This window comes from Microbacterium sp. GCM10027623 (assembly GCF_042666935.1).
In the GTDB taxonomy this organism is placed as follows: domain Bacteria; phylum Actinomycetota; class Actinomycetes; order Actinomycetales; family Microbacteriaceae; genus Microbacterium.
Window position 1 is genome coordinate 910,882 of sequence record NZ_JBHTHE010000002.1, and the last position, 20,203, is coordinate 931,084.

General features: G+C 68.6%; 19 protein-coding genes. 13 read left to right on the forward strand and 6 right to left on the reverse strand.

All coding sequences use genetic code 11. The features are described 5' to 3' along the window. Positions 1–36 precede the first annotated feature (36 nt). From ACFQY2_RS11730 to ACFQY2_RS11750, 5 genes are all read left to right on the forward strand, one after another. Positions 37–660 (forward strand): LysE family transporter, encoded by a 624-nt coding sequence (locus ACFQY2_RS11730; protein ID WP_378745991.1) that lies wholly within the window; start codon positions 37–39, stop codon positions 658–660. Between the two features lie 146 nt (positions 661–806). Further along, positions 807–1,355, forward strand: coding sequence for a single-stranded DNA-binding protein (locus ACFQY2_RS11735; protein WP_378745992.1), 549 nt, complete (start codon positions 807–809; stop codon positions 1,353–1,355). A gap of 55 nt (positions 1,356–1,410) precedes the next feature. After that, positions 1,411–1,917 carry a DUF6993 domain-containing protein gene (locus ACFQY2_RS11740; RefSeq protein ID WP_378745993.1) on the forward strand — a complete coding sequence of 169 codons (507 nt, stop codon included), beginning with the start codon at positions 1,411–1,413 and terminating at the stop codon, positions 1,915–1,917. A 114-nt stretch (positions 1,918–2,031) separates the two neighbouring features. After that, positions 2,032–3,711, forward strand: a complete 1,680-nt coding sequence (ettA, locus tag ACFQY2_RS11745; RefSeq protein ID WP_378745994.1) for an energy-dependent translational throttle protein EttA — start codon at positions 2,032–2,034, stop codon at positions 3,709–3,711. 5 nt (positions 3,712–3,716) lie between these two features. Next, complete coding sequence (locus ACFQY2_RS11750; RefSeq protein ID WP_378745996.1) at positions 3,717–4,229, forward strand: acyl-CoA thioesterase; 513 nt, start codon at positions 3,717–3,719, stop codon at positions 4,227–4,229. A gap of 15 nt (positions 4,230–4,244) precedes the next feature. On the opposite strand, the gene ACFQY2_RS11755 is transcribed toward ACFQY2_RS11750, so the two are convergent. Further along, positions 4,245–5,132 (reverse strand): acyl-CoA thioesterase, encoded by an 888-nt coding sequence (locus ACFQY2_RS11755; RefSeq protein ID WP_378745997.1) that lies wholly within the window; start codon positions 5,130–5,132, stop codon positions 4,245–4,247. Positions 5,133–5,220: 88 nt separating this feature from the next. Between ACFQY2_RS11755 and ACFQY2_RS11760 the strand changes: the two genes are divergently transcribed. Then, the gene (locus tag ACFQY2_RS11760; RefSeq protein ID WP_378745998.1) at positions 5,221–5,931 is read left to right on the forward strand and encodes a hypothetical protein; all 711 of its coding nucleotides are present in this window, start codon (positions 5,221–5,223) and stop codon (positions 5,929–5,931) included. Positions 5,932–5,952: 21 nt separating this feature from the next. On the opposite strand, the gene ACFQY2_RS11765 is transcribed toward ACFQY2_RS11760, so the two are convergent. Further along, entirely contained in the window at positions 5,953–6,840 is an 888-nt protein-coding gene (locus tag ACFQY2_RS11765; RefSeq protein WP_378745999.1) for a LysR family transcriptional regulator, read from the reverse strand. A gap of 92 nt (positions 6,841–6,932) precedes the next feature. On the opposite strand from ACFQY2_RS11765, the gene ACFQY2_RS11770 reads away from it, so the two are divergent. After that, positions 6,933–7,649: an SDR family oxidoreductase gene (locus tag ACFQY2_RS11770; RefSeq protein ID WP_378746000.1), complete on the forward strand. Its 717-nt coding sequence runs from the start codon at positions 6,933–6,935 to the stop codon at positions 7,647–7,649. A 33-nt stretch (positions 7,650–7,682) separates the two neighbouring features. On the opposite strand, the gene ACFQY2_RS11775 is transcribed toward ACFQY2_RS11770, so the two are convergent. The 4 genes from ACFQY2_RS11775 to pepN form a co-directional block, all read right to left on the reverse strand. Next, a complete protein-coding gene (locus tag ACFQY2_RS11775; protein ID WP_378746001.1) occupies positions 7,683–9,341 on the reverse strand; it encodes an FAD-binding dehydrogenase in 1,659 nt (552 codons plus the stop codon). 62 nt (positions 9,342–9,403) lie between these two features. Then, positions 9,404–9,832 carry a globin gene (locus tag ACFQY2_RS11780; RefSeq protein WP_378746003.1) on the reverse strand — a complete coding sequence of 143 codons (429 nt, stop codon included), beginning with the start codon at positions 9,830–9,832 and terminating at the stop codon, positions 9,404–9,406. After that, a complete protein-coding gene (locus ACFQY2_RS11785; RefSeq protein ID WP_378746004.1) occupies positions 9,829–10,893 on the reverse strand; it encodes a mechanosensitive ion channel family protein in 1,065 nt (354 codons plus the stop codon). The genes ACFQY2_RS11780 and ACFQY2_RS11785 overlap by 4 nt, the downstream gene beginning before the upstream one ends. Before the next feature lie 77 nt (positions 10,894–10,970). Continuing rightward, positions 10,971–13,541, reverse strand: a complete 2,571-nt coding sequence (pepN, locus tag ACFQY2_RS11790) for an aminopeptidase N (RefSeq protein WP_378746005.1) — start codon at positions 13,539–13,541, stop codon at positions 10,971–10,973. Positions 13,542–13,682: 141 nt separating this feature from the next. Between pepN and ACFQY2_RS11795 the strand changes: the two genes are divergently transcribed. The 6 genes from ACFQY2_RS11795 to ACFQY2_RS11820 all read left to right on the forward strand — a co-directional run bounded on the left by ACFQY2_RS11795 (position 13,683) and on the right by ACFQY2_RS11820 (position 20,198). After that, a complete protein-coding gene (locus tag ACFQY2_RS11795) occupies positions 13,683–14,879 on the forward strand; it encodes a ferrochelatase (RefSeq protein ID WP_378746006.1) in 1,197 nt (398 codons plus the stop codon). Between the two features lie 32 nt (positions 14,880–14,911). Next, entirely contained in the window at positions 14,912–15,427 is a 516-nt protein-coding gene (locus ACFQY2_RS11800; RefSeq protein ID WP_378746007.1) for a ribose-5-phosphate isomerase, read from the forward strand. Between the two features lies 1 nt (position 15,428). Beyond that, a complete protein-coding gene (locus ACFQY2_RS11805) occupies positions 15,429–16,442 on the forward strand; it encodes an Fpg/Nei family DNA glycosylase (RefSeq protein ID WP_378746009.1) in 1,014 nt (337 codons plus the stop codon). 91 nt (positions 16,443–16,533) lie between these two features. After that, positions 16,534–18,015 carry an alanine/glycine:cation symporter family protein gene (locus ACFQY2_RS11810; protein ID WP_378746010.1) on the forward strand — a complete coding sequence of 494 codons (1,482 nt, stop codon included), beginning with the start codon at positions 16,534–16,536 and terminating at the stop codon, positions 18,013–18,015. Between the two features lie 63 nt (positions 18,016–18,078). Further along, on the forward strand, positions 18,079–18,720 hold the full coding sequence (locus ACFQY2_RS11815) for an FMN-binding negative transcriptional regulator (protein ID WP_378746012.1): 642 nt from the start codon (positions 18,079–18,081) through the stop codon (positions 18,718–18,720). Beyond that, the gene (locus tag ACFQY2_RS11820; RefSeq protein WP_378746013.1) at positions 18,717–20,198 is read left to right on the forward strand and encodes an amidohydrolase family protein; all 1,482 of its coding nucleotides are present in this window, start codon (positions 18,717–18,719) and stop codon (positions 20,196–20,198) included. The genes ACFQY2_RS11815 and ACFQY2_RS11820 overlap by 4 nt, the downstream gene beginning before the upstream one ends. The last annotated feature ends 5 nt before the right edge of the window (positions 20,199–20,203 follow it).

Sequence of the window (20,203 nt, forward strand, 5' to 3'; positions counted from 1 at the left end):
TGCGGGGGCCCGCCGCCCAAGCCCTACACTGTGCTGGTGACATGGACGGTCTGGCTCTCCCTGGTGCTCGCGTGCGTCGTCATCAGCCTCACCCCGGGAGCGGGGGCGATCAACACGATGAGCAATGCGCTCACCCAGGGCTGGCGGCGGTCGCTGTGGGGCGTCCTGGGGCAGCAGGCGGCTCTCGTCCTGCATGTGGTCATCGTGGCGGCCGGGGTCGGACTGCTCGTGTCGCAGTCTCCGCTGCTGTTCGAGATCATCAGATACGCCGGAGCCGCGTATCTGATCTACCTCGGCATCCGGCTGATCCTGGCGCGGCCCGAGGCGGACCAGGGCGCGATCGGCGCTCGTCGGCGTGAGCACGCGTGGTCGTTGTTCCGTCGCGGGTTCTGGGTGAACGTGCTCAACCCGAAGGCCATCGTCTTCTTCCTCGCATTCGTCCCGCAGTTCATCCGGCTCGACCGCGACCCGCTGCCGCAGTACCTGATCCTCGTCGGCACGGTGATGGTCGTGGACGTGCTGGTGATGTGGTTCTTCTTCGCAGCGGCGGCCAAGCCGTTCCGTCGATACACGCGCGGCGCCCGCGGGCAGCGGGTGATGAACAGCGTGTTCGGAGTGCTCTTCGTCGCCGTCGCGGGGCTTCTGCTGTTCGTGCACTGAGCCCGCAGGAGAGCATTCATTCCCCCTGCACAGCGGGAGGTCGCAACGAGTTCTCCACCGCTGCCGGGAATCCTTCCTCAGGCGTCGGATGCCGGCGTGCACGCTGTTGTCAACCCGGGTACGCCCCGGCAACAGAGGAGAACGACATGACCATGACCAACGACGTTGTGACGATCAGCGGCAACATCGGCAACGATCCGACGAAGAACGAGACGCGCGCGGGAAAGGCCGTCATCAACTTCCGCGTGGGATCGTCGCACCGGTACCTCGACCAGCGCACCGGCGAGTGGGTGGACGGCGGGACGAACTGGTACGCCGTCTCGGCCTTCGGCAATCTCGCCGAGCACGCCAAGGCGTCGCTGCACCGCGGCGATGCCGTGATCGTCACCGGACGGCTCAAGGTCCGGGAATGGGAGGCGAACGGCAAGAAGGGCGTCGACGTCGAGATCGTCGCCGATGCCATCGGACACGACCTCAACTGGGGCACCAGCGGATTCGCACGTCGGCAGCGCCCGACGACGACGGAGCCCGGCTCGTCCGGTGATGCGCCGCCGGCCGAGGCCGCGGTGGACGACTCCTCCGGGTACGACGAGCCCACGGTCGAGGACCAGGACGCCTGGCGCGCCGCCGGCCTGTCCGTCTCGGAGACCACCGCCGGAGACGATCCCCAGGTGCCGGAGCCGTCGTACGCGTGAGCGACCCGGTCCAGGCGGCGGACGGCGGCTCGAGGGTGCGCCTAGACTTCTCAGCGTGCACTCAGGGTCATCCGCCTCCGCCGCCCGTGTCCATATGACGGGGATGATCGCGGGAGTGCTCGTCTGCGGCGCGCTCCTCGCCGCCTGCACCCCCGCGCGCGATGCCGGACCGGACCGGGCCGGCACCCCGGCGGCATCCGAAGCGCCCCCGGCATCCCCAGGCGCTCCTGTGCTGATCGCCGACGGCACCGCCGCCGAGAATCTGCCGCTGTTCGAAGCGGTCACCGCCCGTGTCTGGGCGTCGGACGGCCGGGCCGAAGGTCGCGCCTACATCGACGCGCTCGTCGCGGCGGGCTTCGCGAAGGAGCGGATGCAGGTGACGGCGGACCGGACCACCGTCGGGAACCCGGTGGAGAGCCTCCAGTTCTCGGTCGCGTGGGGCGACGAGGACTGCCTGGTGGGGCAGGTGGGCCCCTCGACCGGTGACCCCGTGACCGTGGTCGTGCCGCAGCTGGCCGAGGGACGCTGCCTGATCGGGAAGACGCGGCCGATCGACTGGTGATCGGCGCCCCGTGGACACCGGGACTGGGTCGGCGCTCAGGGGAACACGGGTAGGCTGGATAGTCGGCTCCCGCGAGCCGTTTCGCATGCCTGCCGACAGAAGGAGACCTGCTTCGTGGCCGAGTACATCTATTCCATGGTGCGAGCCCGCAAGGCTGTGGGCGACAAGCTCATCCTCGATGACGTCACCATGTCGTTCCTCCCCGGGGCGAAGATCGGCATGGTCGGCCCGAACGGCGCCGGAAAGTCCACCATCCTCAAGATCATGGCTGGTCTGGACACCCCCTCCAACGGCGAGGCGCGGCTGTCGCCGGGGTACTCCGTCGGCATCCTCATGCAGGAGCCGGAGCTCGACGAGTCCAAGACCGTCATCGAGAACATCCAGGACGGCGTCGCGATCAAGGCGAAGGTCGACCGGTTCAACGAGATCTCGGCGCTGATGGCCGACCCCGACGCCGACTTCGACACGCTGCTCGCCGAGATGGGCGTGCTGCAGGAGGAGATCGACGCGGCCGACGGCTGGGATCTGGATTCGCAGCTCGAGCAGGCCATGGACGCGCTGCGCACCCCGCCGGCCGATGCCGAGATCGGCCCGCTGTCGGGCGGCGAGCGACGTCGCGTCGCGCTTGCGAAGCTGCTGCTGCAGAAGCCCGACCTGCTGCTGCTGGACGAGCCGACCAACCACCTCGACGCGGAGAGCGTCCTCTGGCTCGAGCAGCACCTCAAGGACTACAAGGGCGCCGTCATCGCCGTCACCCACGACCGGTACTTCCTCGACCACGTCGCCGAGTGGATCGCCGAGGTCGACCGCGGACGTCTGCTCGGCTACGAGGGCAACTACTCGACCTATCTGGAGCAGAAGGCGGCACGCCTGGACATCCAGGGCAAGAAGGACGCCAAGCTCGCCAAGCGACTCAAGGACGAGCTGGAGTGGGTCCGCTCCAGCGCCAAGGGCCGGCAGACCAAGTCCAAGGCGCGACTCGCGCGCTACGAGGAGATGGCAGCCGAGGCGGAGCGCACCAGGAAGCTCGACTTCGAAGAGATCCAGATTCCCGCCGGCCCCCGGCTGGGCTCGGTCGTCATCGAGGCGAAGAAGCTCGAGAAGGGCTTCGGCGACCGTATGCTGATCGACGGGCTCAGCTTCAGCCTGCCGCCGAACGGCATCGTCGGCGTCATCGGCCCGAACGGCGTCGGGAAGACCACCCTGTTCAAGACGATCGTGGGACTCGAGCCGCTGGACGGCGGCGACCTGAAGATCGGCGAGACGGTCAAGATCAGCTACGTCGACCAGTCCCGCGCCAACATCGATCCGAACAAGACGCTGTGGGAGGTCGTCTCGGACGGCCTCGATTTCATCACCGTCGGCAAGACGGAGATCCCCTCGCGCGCCTACGTGTCGAAGTTCGGCTTCAAGGGCCCCGACCAGCAGAAGAAGGCCGGCGTCCTCTCGGGTGGGGAGCGCAACCGCCTGAACCTCGCGCTCACGCTCAAGGAAGGCGGCAACCTGCTACTGCTCGACGAGCCGACCAACGACCTGGACGTCGAGACGCTGAGCTCCCTCGAGAACGCGCTGCTCGAGTTCCCCGGCTGCGCGGTGGTCATCACGCACGACCGGTGGTTCCTGGACCGCATCGCCACGCACATCCTCGCGTACGAGGGCACCGACGAGAACCCGTCGCAGTGGCACTGGTTCGAGGGCAACTTCGACGCCTACGAGAAGAACAAGATCGAGCGCCTGGGGCCGGACGCGGCACGCCCCCACCGTACGACCCACCGCAAGCTGACCCGGGACTGACGCCCGTGGGCGTGTCCGCGGGATCGGCCCTCGAGCGCGTGCTCGAGGACGGCCGACTGCACATCCCCATCCAATTGCGCTGGGGAGACCTCGACGCGTTCAACCACGTCAACAACACCTCGATGCTCAAGCTCCTGGAGGAGGCGCGCGTCCGCGCCTTCTGGAAGCCGGCACCCGGGGAGCGTGCCCCGGCCACAGCCATCCTGGACTCCAACCTGGCCTCCGGGCTGCTGACACTGATCGCCCGGCAGGAGATCGAGTACCTCGCGCCGGTGCCGTACCAGCGTCATCCGCTGGACATCCAGATGTGGTTCGGCAAGCTCGGCGGCTCGAGCATCGAGGTCTGCTACGAGGTGCGCAGCGACCCCGCCGTCCAGCAGTCCGCGCTGTACGCGCGAGCGACGACGGTCATCGTCCTCGTCGATGCGCAGTCCGGTCAGCCGGTGCGGCTCTCCGCGGAGATGCGTGCGGCCTGGGAGCCGCTGGTCTCCGAGCCGCTGACGTACCGACGCCGCTGACCCGGCGTCTCCTGCTCAGCGGTCCGCCGGCACGCGGATCATGATCTCCTGCGCCACAGTCGCCATCAGCACGCCGTCGCGCGTGTAGATGCGTCCCTGGGCGAGCCCGCGACCTCCGCGGGCGTTGGGCGACTCCTGCACGTACAGCATCCACTCGTCGACGCGCCCGAACCGGTGCCACCACATCGCGTGGTCGAGACTGGCGACCTTCAACCCGGGGGTCTCCCAGGTGATGCCGTGCCGCCGCAGGATCGACTCCTGAATGGTCATGTCGCTCAGGTACGCGAGCGCCGCCCGGTGCAGACGCGGATCGTCCGGCAGCGGCGCCCTCATACGCATCCACACCGCCTGCTGCGGCACCCGCTCGCCTCCCGCGTCGAGGAAGAGCGGGCCGCTGACGTGGCGGATATCGGCGGGACGCTCGGCGAGGAGACGACCCGTGATGGGGTGCACGCGCCCGATGAGCTCGTCGTCGGACGGCAGGGACTCCGGATCAGGGATGCCGGTGGGCAGCGGCTCGGCATGCTCCAGGCCGGGATCCTCATCCTGGAACGAGGAGATCATGGAGAAGATCGGCACGCCGCCCTGGTACGCCTGTGAACGGCGAGTGGAGAAGGAGCGCCCGTCGTGGATGCGGTCCACCGCGAACGTGATCCCCTGGGACGCGTCGCCCGGTCGCAGGAAGTAGCCGTGCATGGAATGCACGACCCGATCCTCCGGCAGGGTGCGTTCGGCGGCGATCAGCGACTGCGCGAGAACCTGTCCGCCGTAGACCCGCCCGGTCGGCATCAGGTGCGACACGCCCGTGAAGATGTCCTCGGTGGTGCGAGCCGTCGACGCGTCGAGGTCGAGGATCGTGAGAAGGTTCTCGATGGAGCGGAGGGCATTGGTCTCTGCGGTCACCAGCCCAGTCTAGAAGCCGCACCCGGTCCGGACCGGACCGCAGTGCGCCGCAAGCCCGCTTCCGGAAGCAGGGGCTAGTTTAGAAGGAGTGACCAGACCTCTTGTTCTCGCCGACCCGCACACCGCGCGCGATGTGCTGACCTTCTCCGGACGCGCCGAGCGCGCCGGGGCGGACGGGGTGCGCCTGCAGGCTGCGGGAGGGGTGCTCGCCGTCACGTCAGCCGCGCTGGCTCCCCAGGGTCTCTTCGACCAGACGCCGACGATTCTCGCCATGAGGATCGTGCGTGCCGACCCCGAACTGCGGTGCGACCTCGTGGTCGAGTCGCTGACGGAGGGCGCCGCACCGACCGAGCTGGCGCTGCCCGACACCGCGATCGCACCAGCCTGGGCCGGCATCTCGCCTCCCCGCGACGGCTGGGAGCACGTCGCCGACCTGTCATCCGAGGTCCTCGCCGAGCGGGCGCAGTGGGGGATCTCCGCCGTCGCCCACGAAAGCCCGGACGGGGCCGGTGAGGAGGCCGTCCGAGCGCTGCGTGCCCGGATCTGGGGCGAACCGGACGAGGATCTGCACGGGTTGCCGCGTGGTGTCGCCTTCGCCGCTCAGGCGTTCGGCTTCATCACTCCGCCTCGCGAAGCTCGCTCAGCACTTCCTCTCGGTGCGGAGCAGGTGCGCGTGACGCAGTCGGGACGGTGGACGCGCCTCGCGTTCGACCGCGGCCATGTGCTCAGCAGAGGGCCGGCTGTCTCCGGACTCACCCGTGTGCGCGAGACGGGCTCACCGTTGACGGACAGCGCCTGAGTTCCTGCGCGCTCCCGGACCTCATCGGCGGGGCACCGTCGCATCGGGTGCCGCTGTTCCGGCGAGCTCACGGACAGTGTCCAGCAGGGGGGCGATCCGCCGCGGACGACTGAGCGCCGGCCAGGCGAGCACGGTCGTGACGGTGGGCGCGTCTACGACCGGCACCGCTGCGTGCTGCGGCCATTGCCATGCCCGGCTCGACTCCGGGATGATGAGGAGCGCCCTGCCGAGCGCGACCAGCTGCGCCAACTGGGACTGAGTGTGCACTTGCGGCCCAGGACCGTCGGGGTAGCTGCCGTCGCGCCGAGGCCAACGCGCGGCGGGCAGGTCCGGCACCCCGTTCGCCTCGGCGAGGGTCAGTTCTGATCGCTGCGCCAGAGGATGCACTGCCGGCACGATCGCCACCTGCTTTTCCGTGAGGATGTCCTCCGTCTCGAAACCGTCGAGGTCGTCGACCGGCCGGTGCATGATCGCAGCATCCGCAAAGCCCGTGCGCAGTAGACCGGCCTGCTCGCCCACCTCGCAGATCGTGACGTCGATCGGTGGAGCGTCCGGATGCTCACGAGCGTAGGTGTCGAGCAGGCGCGAGAGCAGCAAGTGGGACGCGCCCGCTTTCGTCGCGAGTGTCAGACTCGCTTCGGAATCGGCACGGCGCGTGCGTCGTGCGGCAGCTGTGACCGCGTCCAGCGCCACCTGCGCCTCGTGCAGCAGGACCGATCCGGCGGAGGTGAGCGTCACGCCCCGTCGGTCGCGGTCGAGAAGACGCACGCCCAAGCGGCGCTCGAGCTGCTGAATCGCACGGGACAGCGGCGGTTGGGCCATGCCGAGGGCCGCTGCCGCGCGCCCGAAGTGCAGGTTATTTGCGACAGCCAGGAAGTACCGGAGCTCTCGGGTCTCGATGTCGTCCACTGCCGTCAGTCTACGGCTCATACCGCTGAGCTATCACGAGGTACCCCATCGGTGTTGGACGCGCCCCGCCCTGTACCCGCAGGATCGGAGACATGCAAGAGAAGAAGGTGGCGCTGGTGACCGGCGCCAACAAGGGAATCGGATTCGAGATCGCGCGGGGGCTGGGTGAGCGCGGAATGATGGTCGTGATCGGCGCTCGGGATGAGGCCCGACGTGAGGCGGCCGTCGCACGCCTGCGCTCCGAGGGGCACGATGTGGTCGGCGTGGCGCTCGATGTGACTTCCGATCACAGTGCACGGACGACAGCCGAGGCGGTCGCGGACAGAATCGGCCGGTTGGACGTGCTTGTCAACAACGCGGGAATCGGCGGCCGCGTGAACGACGGTGCGCAGGATCCCACCGAACTCGATCTCGACGTGCTGCGCACGGTGCTCGAGACCAATGTCTTCGGGGTGATCCGCGTCACCAACGCTGTGCTCCCGCTGCTGCGGCGTTCACCTGCACCGCGCATCGTGAACATCTCCAGCAACATGGGATCTCTGACTCTGCAGACCGGACCGCAGCTGGCCGCGTACGCAGCATCGAAGACGATGCTCAACAGCATCACCGTGCAGTACGCGCGCCGCTTCGCCGGGGAACCGATCATCGTCAACGCAGTATGTCCTGGCTACGTCGCGACCGACTTCACCGGACACGACGGCACACGCACTCCTCGGCAGGGTGCCCAGATCGCTCTCCGGCTTGCGACTGTCCACGACGACGGTCCCCGCGGTGGCTTCTTCGACGAAGCGGGCTCGGTGCCCTGGTGAGCAGTACACCGGATGGCGACTGCACAGAACCGATCAGCGGCTCGCCGCGCGCCCCGCTTGACGACCCGAGAACAGGCACCCGCCCAGGAAGGTGCCCTCCAGCGCGCGATAGCCGTGCATGCCGCCGCCGCCGAATCCGCTGGCCTCTCCGGCCGCGTACAGGCCGGGGACGGGCGCTCCGGCGGCGTCCAGCGCGCGTCCGTCGAGATCGGTCCGGATTCCTCCCAGTGACTTCCGGGTCAGCACGTGCAGTTTCACGGCGATCATCGGACCCGCGGCCGGATCCTGCAGGCGGTGCGGAGCGGCGGTGCGGATGAGCCGGTCACCGCGGTAGGCGCGCATGGAGCGCAGCATCGAGATCTGCCCGTCCTTGGTGAAGTCGTTGTCGATCTCCCGATCACGGGCGATGACCTCTCGACGTACGCGGTCCAGGTCGAGAGCCTCGCCGCCCGGCATCCGCTGCATTCCTGCGAGCAACGACTCCAGGTCGTTCTCCACCACGAAATCGGCCCCCTCGTCGAGGAAGGCCTGGACAGGACCGGTCGGCCCCTTGGCGAGCCGCGAGGTCAGCAGGAGCTTGACGTCCTTCCCGGTGAGGTCGGGATTCTGCTCGCTGCCGGACAGGGCGAACTCCTTCTCTACGATCTTCAGCGAGGTGATGAACCAGGAGTGGTCGTGCCCGGTGGTGCGCAGGTGCGCAAGTGTGCCCAGCGTGTCGAAGCCCGGGTACAGGGGGCCGGGCAGGCGGGCGCCGTTGCCGTCGAGCCACAGCGAGGATGGGCCGGGAAGGATCCGGATGCCGTGCGCCGGCCAGACCGGGTCCCAGTTCTCGATGCCCTCCACGTAGTGCCACATGCGGTCGCCGTTGATCAGCTGCGCACCCGCCGACTCGGACACGGCATGCATGGAGCCGTCGACGTAGGCGGGCACGCCGGTGAGCATGTGCTGCGGGGGAGTGCCCAGCCGTGCGGGCCACGCGGCGCGCACCAGGTCGTGGTTGCCGCCGATGCCGCCGGAGGACACGATCGTGGCGTCCGCCGTGATCTCGAACTCACCCGCCGTCTCCCGCGACGAGGACACCCCGCGGGGCGTGGAGCTCGCGACCAGCACGTCGCCGCGGGCCCCCGTCACCGCCCCGGCCTCGACGATCAGCTCGGTGACGCGGTGCCTCGGGACGATCGTCACCCGGCCGGAGGCTTCGCCGGCCTCCACGGCGGCGATGAACGGTGCGACGATGCCGGGACCGGTGCCCCAGGTGATGTGGAAGCGGGGCACGGAGTTCCCGGGACCGATCGCGCCGCTGCCGCCGCGCTCGGCCCAGCCGACGACGGGGAAGAAGCCCACACCCCGCTCACGCAGCCAGCTGCGCTTCTCACCGGCGGCGAACGCGAGATACGCCTCGGCCCAGCGACGCGGCCAGTCGTCCTCCGGACGGTCGAATCCCGCGTTGCCGTACCAGTCCTGGGTGGCGAGTTCCAGAGAGTCGCGGATGCCCATTCGACGCTGCTCGGGGGAGTCGATCAGGAAGATCCCGCCGAAGGACCACCACGCCTGCCCGCCGAGGTCGGCCCGCGGCTCCTGGTCGAGGATCGTGACCCGGCGGCCGGCCGCCACGGCCTCTGCTGCGGCGACGAGCCCCGCCAGTCCCCATCCGATGACGAGGACGTCCGTGTCGAGGGTGCGATCTGCCATGGCGACTCCTTCGTCGGTGTGCGGCTGAGGTGCTGAGGGTGCTGCGGTTCTCCGGCGTGCTGTCAGGTGGTGAGACCGAGATCGGGACGGTTCTGCTGCGCCGGGCCGACCCCCGGTGAGGGCTCGAACGTGTTCACGAGCGAGTGCGCGGCGCGGTCCAGGTAGTCCCAGAACGCGGCGTCGTGCATGGGGGACAGCTCCACCTCGTCCAGGGCGGTGCGCATGTGCCTCAGCCAGCGATCCCTGGCATCCGGGTCGACGTGGAAGGGCACGTGCCGCATCCGCAGCCGTGGATGGCCGCGGCGCTCGCTGTAGGTCGTCGGGCCGCCCCAGTACTGCTCCAGGAACATCGTCAATCGCTCCGCGGCCGGACCGAGATCCTCTTCGGGATACATCGGCTTCAGGACCGGGTCGAGCGCGACCTCCCGGTAGAAGACCTCCACCAGCCGCCGGAACGTCTCGTGTCCACCGATCTCGTCGTAGAAGGTCATTTCGCGCGGCCCTCCTCATCACCGGACTTCTTCCGCCGCCAGATGCCGCGCTCGGGCACCCGGGGTACGCCCGTCACGGCGTTGGGGCGCGTCACGGGCGGATTCGCTCCGCGCACCCGCCGTGCGCCCTCGAAGCCCGTCAGGTTGACGGATGCCAGCTGGGGCACCACCACATCCTTCTCTGCCAGCGCGTCACGCAGCCGGCGGCGCAGCTCCTGAGCGACGTCGTCCATCGCGAGGGCACGCGTCTTCATCACCACACGTACGACGAGAGCATCGCCGTCGATCGTGCGCAGGCCCCAGATCTCCGGCCTCTCGATGATGCGGGTGCGCCATTTCGGGTCCTTGGCCAGCCCCAGGGCAGTGTCCAGCATCGTCGTCTCGACGAGGTCGAGGTCCGAGTCGGGCGCGACGCCGATGTCGATGATCGCGCGGGCCCAGCCCTGCGACATGTTGCCGATGCGGGTGACCTCGCCGTTGCGGACGTACCAGAGCGTGCCGTTGACGTCGCGCACCTGCGTGATGCGCACGCTGACGTGCTCCACGACTCCGGATGCCAGACCCAGGTCGACGACGTCGCCGATGCCGATCTGGTCCTCCGCGACGAGGAAGAGGCCGTTCAGCACGTCCTTGACGATGTTCTGCGCGCCGAAGCCGAGCCCGGCGCCGACCGCGGCCGTCAGCAGGGTGAGCGAGCTGAGCAGTTCCGGCGACAGCACCCAGACGATCAGCAGCAGCGCGATCACCACGATGATGACGTTGACGATGTTCTGCAGGATCGACCCGAGCGTCCTGGTGCGCTGGATCAAGCGCATGTCGGCGAGGGGCGAGCGCTCCAGAGCCTGCGTGTCGTCGACTTTGGCCTTGGACTTGGCGGTGTCCACGATCCTGCGCACGATCCGGCGGATGACCAGACGCAGCAGCAGTGCGAGAACGTACGCGGCGACGAGGATGACGGCGATCAACAGGGCCTTCTGGCCGATGTCGCCCAGCGTCTTCAGGATCGCCGCCCAGCCGTCCTCCGGGGGGACGGGTTCGGTGGCGAAGGGCAGAAGTGGCACGTTCCGATCCTAGCGATCGGGCCTCCGCATCGGCCGTGCTGCCGACGCGGAGGCCTGATCGATTCGTTCCTGCAGACCTAGTCCTCGGCGTCGCGAGCCTGCGCGGCCAGCGCGCGCTCCACGTCGGCGAGGTTCTCGTGCACCAGACGTCGCAGCGCCGGTGCGGCATCCTGATTCGATGCCAGCCAGGCGCGCGTCGCGTCGCGCAGCTCGACGCTCGCCAGAGCGCGAGGGAAGAGCCCGACGATGAGGTAGTCGGCGATCTGATAGGTGCGACCCTCCCAGATCGGCACCAGCATGTCGAAGTACTTCGGGACGAACTCCCCGAGCACGTCGACACCGGAGGGGTGCACGAAGCCGAGCGCCGCCGAGCGGACGATCGTGTTCGGCAGGTCGGTGTTGTCGATCAGCGAGGCCCAGGCAGCCCGCTTCGCCTCGGCGGTGGGGAGTGCCGCGCGCGCCTGGGCTGCGAACTCCGCGCCCTTGGACGTGTTGTCCGCGGACAGGGCCGCGTCGATCGCACTCGCATCCGTCGCGCCCGCCGCCGCCAGTCCGTTCAGCAGCGACCAGGACAGGTCGGCGTCGATCTCCAGACCCGGAAGCGTCTCCTCACCGGAGCGCAGGCGTCCGACGATGCCCGCATGCTCGGGGGTGACGAGCGTGTTGGCGAACGCCGTGACCAGCTGCAGCTGGCTGTCGCTGCCGGACTCGGCCTGCTGCGCGAGGGCCCACAGCCCGTCGGCGACCCGCTCGCGTGCGGCAGCCCGCTTGGCGGGGTCGACGTACGCGGATGCGGCGAGCTGAAGCTGCGCGAGCGTGGTGCGCACGGTGGTCGACTCGGTCTCCCGGCCGATGTTGCCGAGGACCAGGTCGATGTAGTCGGACGCCGCGGTCTCGGCATCCCGGGTCTGATCCCATGCCGCGCCCCAGACCAGCGAGCGGGCGAGGGGGTCATGGATGTCCGACAGATGCTCGATGGCGGTGGCCAGCGACCGGTCGTCCAGCCGGATCTTCGCGTACGCGAGATCCTTGTCGTTCAGCAGCACCATGTCGGGGCGCTGCAGTCCCTGCAGCTCGGGGATCTCGGTGCGGTCTCCGTCGACGTCGACCTCGACGTAGTGCGAACGCACCAGCACGCCCTCTTCGAGGTCGTAGAAGCCGATGCCGAGACGGTGCGGCCTGATCGTGGGGTAATCCGCCGGCGCCGTCTGCGTGACCGCGAACCGGGTGATGACCCCGGAGGCGTCCTCGGCGATGACGGGCGCGAGGGTGTTCACGCCGGCGGTCTCCAGCCACTTCTTCGCCCAGCTGGTCAGCTCGCGGCCGCTCGTGTTCTCGAGCTCGACGAGCAGGTCGGCCAGCTCGGTGTTTCCCCAGGCGTGCTTCTGGAAGTACTGCGAGACGCCGGCGAAGAACGCCTCGATCCCCACCCAGGCGGCGAGCTGCTTGAGCACCGACCCGCCCTTGGCGTACGTGATCCCGTCGAAGTTGACCAGCACATCCTGCAGGTCGTTGATCTCGGCCACGATCGGGTGGGTGGAGGGGAGCTGATCCTGACGGTACGCCCAGGTCTTCTCCATGGCGTTGAACGTCGTCCATGCCTCCGACCACTCGGTGGCCTCGGCCGTGGCGATCGTCGACGCCCATTCGGCGAACGACTCGTTCAGCCACAGGTCGTTCCACCACTTCATGGTGACCAGATCGCCGAACCACATGTGCGCGAGCTCGTGCAGGATCGTGACGACGCGTCGCTCCTTGACCGCATCGGTCACCTTGCTGCGGAAAACGTAGGTCTCGGTGAAGGTCACCGCTCCGGCGTTCTCCATCGCCCCGGCATTGAACTCGGGGACGAACAGCTGGTCGTACTTGGCGAACGGGTAGGGCACGCCGAACTTCGACTCGAAATAGGCGAACCCTTCGCGTGTCTTGTCGAAGATGTAGTCCGCGTCCAGGTGCTGCCACAGGCTCTTGCGGCCGTACACGCCGAGCGGGATCACTCGACCGGATGAGCTGGTGAGCTCCGAGAACGTCGCCTCGTACGGGCCCGCGATGAGCGCCGTGATGTACGACGAGATGCGCGGCGTGGGCTCGAAGCCCCAGGTCGCCGTCTGCTGCGTACCGGAGTCCGTCGACGCATCGTGGACGATCGGCTCGGGGGTGGGCGAGTTCGAGACGACCTTCCATGCCGCGGGGGCCGTGACCGTGAACTGGAAGGTCGCCTTCAGGTCGGGCTGCTCGAACACCGCGAAGACGCGGCGGGAGTCGGGCACCTCGAACTGCGAGTACAGATAGACCTCGCCGTCGACCGGGTCGACGAAGCGATGCAGACCCTCGCCGGTGTTCGTGTAGAGGCAGTCGGCATCGACGATCAGCACGTTCTCGGACTGCAGGTCGCTCAGAGCGATCCGCGAGTCGGCGAACGCCACGTTCGGGTCGATCTGCTCGCCGTTGAGTGAGATCTCGCGCACATCGCGCGCGATCAGGTCGATGAAGGTGGCGCTGCCCGGCGTCGCGGTGAAGCGCACCACGCTGCGGGAGCCGAAGACCTCGGGGCCCTTGGTGAGGTCGATCGACACCTCGTAGGACTGCGTGTCGATGAGGCCGCGGCGCTCCTGCGCTTCGGTACGGGTGAGGTTTTCTCCTGGCACAGCTGTATCTCCCAGTGGTGAGGGGCGTCGTCCCGCGTCGGCACGGCTGGCGCCGACGACAACCCTGACAGCCTACGCCAGGGTCGCGCACCGCGACCTCGTCCCGCGGCTCGGCGCCGGCTCATAGACGGAAGTGGGAATATGTCTGACGTGAATCCCGAAGTGACGGACGTCGTACTGCACGCGTCTCCTGCAGCATCCGGAGGCGCCCCATTCATCGAACAGCCGGTCGCGTACGACGCGATCCTGCTGGCCGGATTCGGCGGACCCGAAGGCCAGGACGATGTGATCCCCTTCCTGCGCAACGTGACGCGCGGGCGGGGAATCCCCGATGAACGGCTCGAACAGGTGGCGCATCACTACCGGCACTTCGGTGGAATCAGCCCCATCAACGGCCAGAACCGTGCGCTGAAGGCGGCGCTGGAGGCCGAACTGCGTGCGCGCTCCATAGACCTGCCGGTGTACTGGGGCAACCGCAACTGGACCCCCTATCTCGAAGAGGCCGTGGCCGAGGCGGCGGGCAACGACCACACGACGCTGCTGGCCTTCGCGACGAGCGCCTACAGTTCGTTCTCCAGCTGCCGTCAGTACCGGGAGGATCTGTCGCGTGTGCTGGACGGCACCCCGTACGACGGGAGGGTGACGATCGACAAGATCCGACCGTTCTACGACCACCCCGGATTCGTGCAGTCCTTCGTCGAGGGCGTGCACGATGCGGTGGCCGAGCTCCTCGCCGACGGGGTTCCCGCAGACGCCGTGCAGGTGCTGTTCTCCACCCACAGCATCCCGGTCGCGGATGCCGAGCGCTCCGGACCGCGCGATGTGGACTGGGGTGGCCACGGGGGCGCGTACGCCGCCCAGCATGAGGCCGTCGCCGCCTGGGTGATGGACCGCGTCGCCCAGCTGCTGCCGGCCGCGGCCTCCGTGTCATGGGAGCTCGTCTATCAGTCGCGGTCCGGCCCCGCCTCGCAGGCCTGGCTCGAGCCGGACGTCTGCGATGTCATCGGCGAGCTGCCGGCCCGCGGTCGCCAGGCGGTGATCGTGGTCCCCGTCGGTTTCATGAGCGATCACATGGAAGTGCTCTGGGATCTCGACACCGAGGCGAAGGAGGCTGCGGAAGCCGCCGACCTGCGTTTCGCACGCACACCCACTCCCGGCGTGTCGCCGTCGTTCGTCGCCGGCATCGTCGACCTCATCCAGGAACGGCTGGAGGGACGTCCTTCCGCCGACCGTGCACGCGTGACATCGGTGGGCGGATCGTTCGACGTCTGTCGTCCCGGATGCTGCGAGAACGTGCGGGCGGGGTTCAAGCGCGCCGCCGCCGGCGTCGCGCCCTGATCGCCGCACCCCGGCTGAAATAGGATGGCCCCATGCGCATCCACATCGCCACCGACCACGCGGGACTCGACTTCTCGACCAGGCTGCAGGAGCACCTGCGGTCCGCAGGTCATGACGTCACCGATCACGGGCCGGTGGAGTACGACGCGCTCGATGACTATCCGGCGTTCTGCATCCGCGCCGCGCAGGCCGTCGTCGCCGATCAGCGGTCCGGTGCGCAGGCCCTGGGCGTCGTCTTCGGAGGCTCGGGCAACGGCGAGCAGATCGCCGCGAACAAGGTGGAGGGCATCCGCGCCGCACTGGTGTGGAACACGTCGACGGCCGAACTCGCGCGTGAGCACAACGATGCGAACGTCATCTCCATCGGCGCTCGTCAGCACACCTTCGACGAGGTGATCTCGTTCATCGACACGTTCATCGCCACGCCGTTCTCCGGCGAGGAGCGTCACGCCCGCCGGATCGGGCAGATCGCCGATTACGAACGCGACGGATCGCTGCTGCCGGATCCCCGTCAGGGAGGGACCGGCTCCGCCGACGGGCGGGTCTGACATGCCCGAGGGCCACTCCGTCCACCGCATCGCCCGCCAGTTCGCCCGGAACTTCGTCGGAACGGCGGTGAGCGCCTCCAGCCCGCAGGGACGGTTCGCGGAGGGTGCAGCCGTGCTCGACGGGCGCGAGATGCTCTCGGCCAAGGCCGTCGGCAAGCAGATGTTCCTGGAGTTCGAGGAAGAGATCTGGCTGCGCGTGCATCTCGGGCTCTACGGTGCCTGGGACTTCGCGGGGGAGATCCTCGTCGATCCGACCATCGCCTCGGCCAACGGCCGGATGGGGCAGACGAATCAGCGCGGCACCGATCTGGATGCGGTGTCCGGCGACGAGACGATCCTCGACGAGGCGGGCGAGAACTCGCTGTCTTCGATCGGTGCACCCCGTCGTGCACGCGTGCACGTGCGCATGTCCGAGCAGACGCAGGGGCTGGCCGACGACGGTGAGGACTGGCCGCCGCCCGTGGTTGGGCAGGTGCGCCTGCGCCTGCTGACCGCGTCGACCTGTGCCGATCTGCGCGGGCCGACGGCGTGCGCCCTGCAGACGCCGGACGAGATGCTGGCGACGGTCGCGAAGCTGGGACCGGATCCACTGGTGGGGGACCCCGCGGAGGGCGAGGAGCGGTTCGTCAGCATCGTGCGCCGCAAGCCGACGGCGATCGCCCTGCTGCTCATGGACCAGTCCGTCGTCAGCGGAATCGGCAACGTCTACCGCGCGGAGATGCTGTATCGCGCACGCCTGAACCCGCACACCCCCGGCCGCGACGTGCCGGAAGAGGTCGTGCGCGAGCTGTGGCGCGACTGGGTGCGCTTGCTGTCGATCGGCGTCGAGACCGGGCAGATGATGACCATGGATGGCCTGTCGGGAGACGCGTATCGCGCCGCGATGGCCAATCGGGACGACCGGCACTGGGTGTACCACCGCGCGGGCCTGCCGTGCCGGATCTGCGGCACCGAGATCGCACTGGAGGAGATAGGAGCACGCAAGCTGTACTGGTGCCCGTTCTGCCAGCGCTGACGACCTTCTTCGGCGCTTCGTCTCGAACCTGATCGTGGGCTGTGAATAGGATGGCTGAGTCCGTTCGCAACGATGCACGACAGGAGAAGCCATGGATCTGTCAGGACTGCAGTCCGTCCTCGAGAACATCAGCTCATGGATCTGGGGGCCATGGGTCCTCATCCCGCTGCTCCTCGGCACCGGCCTCTATCTCACGATCCGTCTCGGCGGGATCCAGTTCCTCAAGCTCGGCGCGGCCCTGCGTCTCGGCCTGTTCACCCGACGCGATCCCGGCTCGGACGGCGACATCTCCCAATTCCAGGCCCTGACCACCGCCCTGGCGGCCACGGTCGGGACGGGCAACATCGTCGGCGTCGCCACCGCCATCGGCATCGGCGGACCCGGTGCGCTGTTCTGGATGTGGGTGACGGGTCTGCTCGGCATGGCGTCCAAGTACTCCGAGGCGTTCCTCGGCGTGCGGTTCCGCACCACCGACGCCGCCGGCGAGAAGTCCGGTGGCCCTCAGTACTATCTCGAACGCGGCATCAAGAACCGCTTCGGCCGGTTCCTCGCGATCTTCTTCGCCATCTCGGCCGTCATCGCCTGCTTCGGCATCGGCAACATGACCCAGGGCAACTCGATCTCCGCGAACATGGAGTCCAGCTTCAACGTCCCCACCTGGGTCACCGGCATCGTGCTGACGGTGTTCGCGATGCTCGTGCTCGTGGGCGGCATCAAGTCCATCGGTCGCGTGACGGCGGGACTCGTGCCGGTGATGATCATCTTCTACGTCCTCGGGGCCATCTACATCCTCATCGCCAACATCGCCGGCGTGCCGGCCGCATTCGCCCAGATCTTCACCGAGGCCTTCACCGGCACCAGCGCCGTGGGCGGGTTCGCCGGATCCCTGATCATCGTGGCCGTGCAGATGGGCGTCGCGCGCGGCATCTTCTCCAACGAGTCGGGCATGGGCTCCGCCGCCATCGCGGCAGCCGCGGCCAAGACGAGCCACCCGGTGCGCCAGGGACTGGTCTCCATGACGCAGACCTTCATCGACACGATCATCGTGGTGACCTGCACAGGCCTGGTCATCATCACCACCGGCACCTGGAACCAGGTCGATCCGGAGACCGGCGAGCAGATCAGCGCGGCGCTCATGACCGGTGAGGCCTTTTCCCACGGACTTCCGGGGGAGTGGGGACACTACATCGTGACGATAGGCCTGGTGCTGTTCGCCGGCTCCACCATCCTCGGCTGGTCGTACTACGGCGAACGCAGCCTGGAGCGCCTGCTCGGCGTGAAGGCCATCATGCCGTTCCGCGTCATCTTCTCGCTGGTCGTCTTCGTCGGCTGCACCGTGCAGCTGGGTGTCGTGTGGGCTTTCTCCGACGTGATGAACGGACTGATGGCACTGCCGAACCTCATCGGTCTGCTCGTGCTGTCGGGGCTCGTCGCGCGTGAGACGAAGAAGTACCTCGACAACGACCCGAAGCTGACGGCGACAACCGAGGAGGTCAACGCCTTCATGGCCGACGATGCGGCCTTCGACGACTGGAAGACGCAGTCGATCCCGGTGGTGGGCCAGATCCGCTGAGCGGCGACGACGACGGGCCTCGAGCACGAGCTCGGCCCGTCGTCGCGGTCGTAGGGTGGTCTCATGCGCCAGAATCCCAGCTTCGCCATGACCGACGTCGCCGAGTTGCGGAGAGTGATCGCCCAGAATCCGTGGGCGACGGCCGTCGCGACCGGGGATGACGGCCTGGTGGCCTCGCACTATCCGGTGCTGCTGGACCCGGACCGCGAGGATCTGACCGTGGTGGGACACGTGGGCAAGCCCGACGACCAGGTGCTGCACCTGGGAGAGCAGGAGCTGCTGCTGATCTTCCAGGGCCCCAACGGCTACATCTCACCGGGCTGGTACGGCGATGTGCGGGCGGTCCCGACCTGGAACTACACCGCTGTGCACCTGGCCGGTGTGCCGGAGATCGTCGACACCCGCGCGAACCTGAAAGTGCTCGACGACCTGGTCTCCCATTTCGAGGGAAGGCTCCCGCAGCCGCGGATGATGTGGCAGGCTCCCAACACCGAGGAGTTCATCACCGCGTTGGAGGCCGGCACCGTCGGCTTCCGCCTCACTCCCACACGCGTATCCGCCAAGCGCAAGCTCAGCCAGAACAAGCCGGACAGCGTCGTGGAGACCGTGATCGCCGAGCTCGACGGAGACGGGGAGTACGCGAATCCGATGCTGGCGGCCGAGATGCGGCGCGCGCACCAGGCACGACTGGCGCATCGCGGATGAGCGGGGACCTGCTGCTGCGGTCGGTCCGCGTCGCCGGCCCCGGCCGTGAACTCCTCCCGACGGAGGAGCCGGTCGACATCCTCATCCGTGCGGGTCTGATCGCCGACATCGCGCCGACGGGCAATCTCCGCGTCGCGGCCGAGACACTGGACGGCGATGGCATGTGGGTGATCCCGGGGCTCTGGGACCATCACGTGCACACGGTCCAATGGGCGCTGAACGCGCAGCGGGTGCAGCTGGGTGCTTCGACGAGTCCCGCGGAGGCCGCCCGCCTGGTGGCGGATGCGGTCGCCCTGCCCGACGGCAGGGTGGTCGGAGCGGGCTTCCGCGACGGGCTGTGGGCGGAGCGTCCGTCACGCGCCCTGCTGGACGCGATGACGGGCGAGCGCCCCGTCTACCTGATCAACGCCGATGTGCACAGCGTGTGGCTGAACTCGGCGGCACTGCGCCGGGAGGGCTTCGAGGGCATCGACGACGACGGGATGCTGCGCGAGGAAGACGCCTTCGAGATATCCCGACGCCTGAATGCGACCGACGATGCGACCGCGGACGCCGCGATCCGCACCGCCGCCCAGCGTGCGGCTGCCCGCGGCATCACAGGCCTCGTCGACTTCGACATGGCGTGGAACGCCGACTCGTGGCGTCGCCGCGTCGCCGCGGGCTTCGACGCGCACCGCGTCGAGTTCGCGTTCTATCCCGCGGGTCTGGAGCGCGCGATCGGCGAGGGGATGCGCAGCGGCGACGAGCTGGACGGAACCACCGGACTGGTGCGAGTGGGTCCGCTCAAGCTCATCACCGACGGCTCACTGGGCACCAGGACCGCGGCGTGCTCGCAGCCCTACGCGGGTGACCCCGCCGACTTCGGCGCTTTCACCATCGCGCCCGACGAGGTGCGGGAACTGCTCACGCTCGCCACCGGCTCCGGCCTCGACGTGGCCGTGCATGCCATCGGTGACCGCGCCGTGGCATCCGCTCTCGACGCCTTCGCGTACTCGCAGGCGCGCGGCACGATCGAACACGCGCAGCTGGTGCGGCACGCCGACCTGGCTCGCTTCGCCCGCCTGGGCGTGGTCGCCAGCGTGCAACCCGCGCACGCGGTCGACGACCGGGACATGGTGGACGATCTGTGGCGGTATCAGCAGGCGATCAGCTACCCGCTGGCGGCCCTGCTGGAGTCAGGAATCCCGGTGAGGTTCGGCTCCGACGCCCCGGTCGCTCCGCTGGACCCGTGGCGGACGATCGCCGCGGCCGTCCACCGCACGGACGATGAGCGCGAGGCCTGGCATCCCGAGCAGCGGGTCGGCATCGATGCGGCGCTGCGGGCCAGCAGCCGGCACGGGGAGGCGTCGATCGAGTTGGGAGCCGTCGCCGACCTGGTGGTCTGCGGGGCGGATCCGACGAGCGCCGATCGTGAGATGCTGCGCACGATGCCGGTCGCCGCGACCATTCTCGGCGGGCGTGTCACCTTCCAGGCGTGAAAAGA

Excerpts from the sequence above, each read along its gene's own strand:
- ACFQY2_RS11795 (WP_378746006.1), top strand. The coding sequence starts at position 13,683 with ATGTCTGACGTGAATCCCGAAGTGACGGACGTCGTACTGCACGCGTCT.
- ACFQY2_RS11805 (WP_378746009.1), top strand. The coding sequence starts at position 15,429 with ATGCCCGAGGGCCACTCCGTCCACCGCATCGCCCGCCAGTTCGCCCGG.
- ACFQY2_RS11815 (WP_378746012.1), top strand. The coding sequence starts at position 18,079 with ATGCGCCAGAATCCCAGCTTCGCCATGACCGACGTCGCCGAGTTGCGG.
- ACFQY2_RS11735 (WP_378745992.1), top strand. The coding sequence starts at position 807 with ATGACCATGACCAACGACGTTGTGACGATCAGCGGCAACATCGGCAAC.
- ACFQY2_RS11820 (WP_378746013.1), top strand. The coding sequence starts at position 18,717 with ATGAGCGGGGACCTGCTGCTGCGGTCGGTCCGCGTCGCCGGCCCCGGC.
- ACFQY2_RS11770 (WP_378746000.1), top strand. The coding sequence starts at position 6,933 with ATGCAAGAGAAGAAGGTGGCGCTGGTGACCGGCGCCAACAAGGGAATC.
- ACFQY2_RS11800 (WP_378746007.1), top strand. The coding sequence starts at position 14,912 with ATGCGCATCCACATCGCCACCGACCACGCGGGACTCGACTTCTCGACC.
- ACFQY2_RS11810 (WP_378746010.1), top strand. The coding sequence starts at position 16,534 with ATGGATCTGTCAGGACTGCAGTCCGTCCTCGAGAACATCAGCTCATGG.
- ACFQY2_RS11780 (WP_378746003.1), bottom strand. The coding sequence starts at position 9,832 with ATGACCTTCTACGACGAGATCGGTGGACACGAGACGTTCCGGCGGCTG.
- ACFQY2_RS11775 (WP_378746001.1), bottom strand. The coding sequence starts at position 9,341 with ATGGCAGATCGCACCCTCGACACGGACGTCCTCGTCATCGGATGGGGA.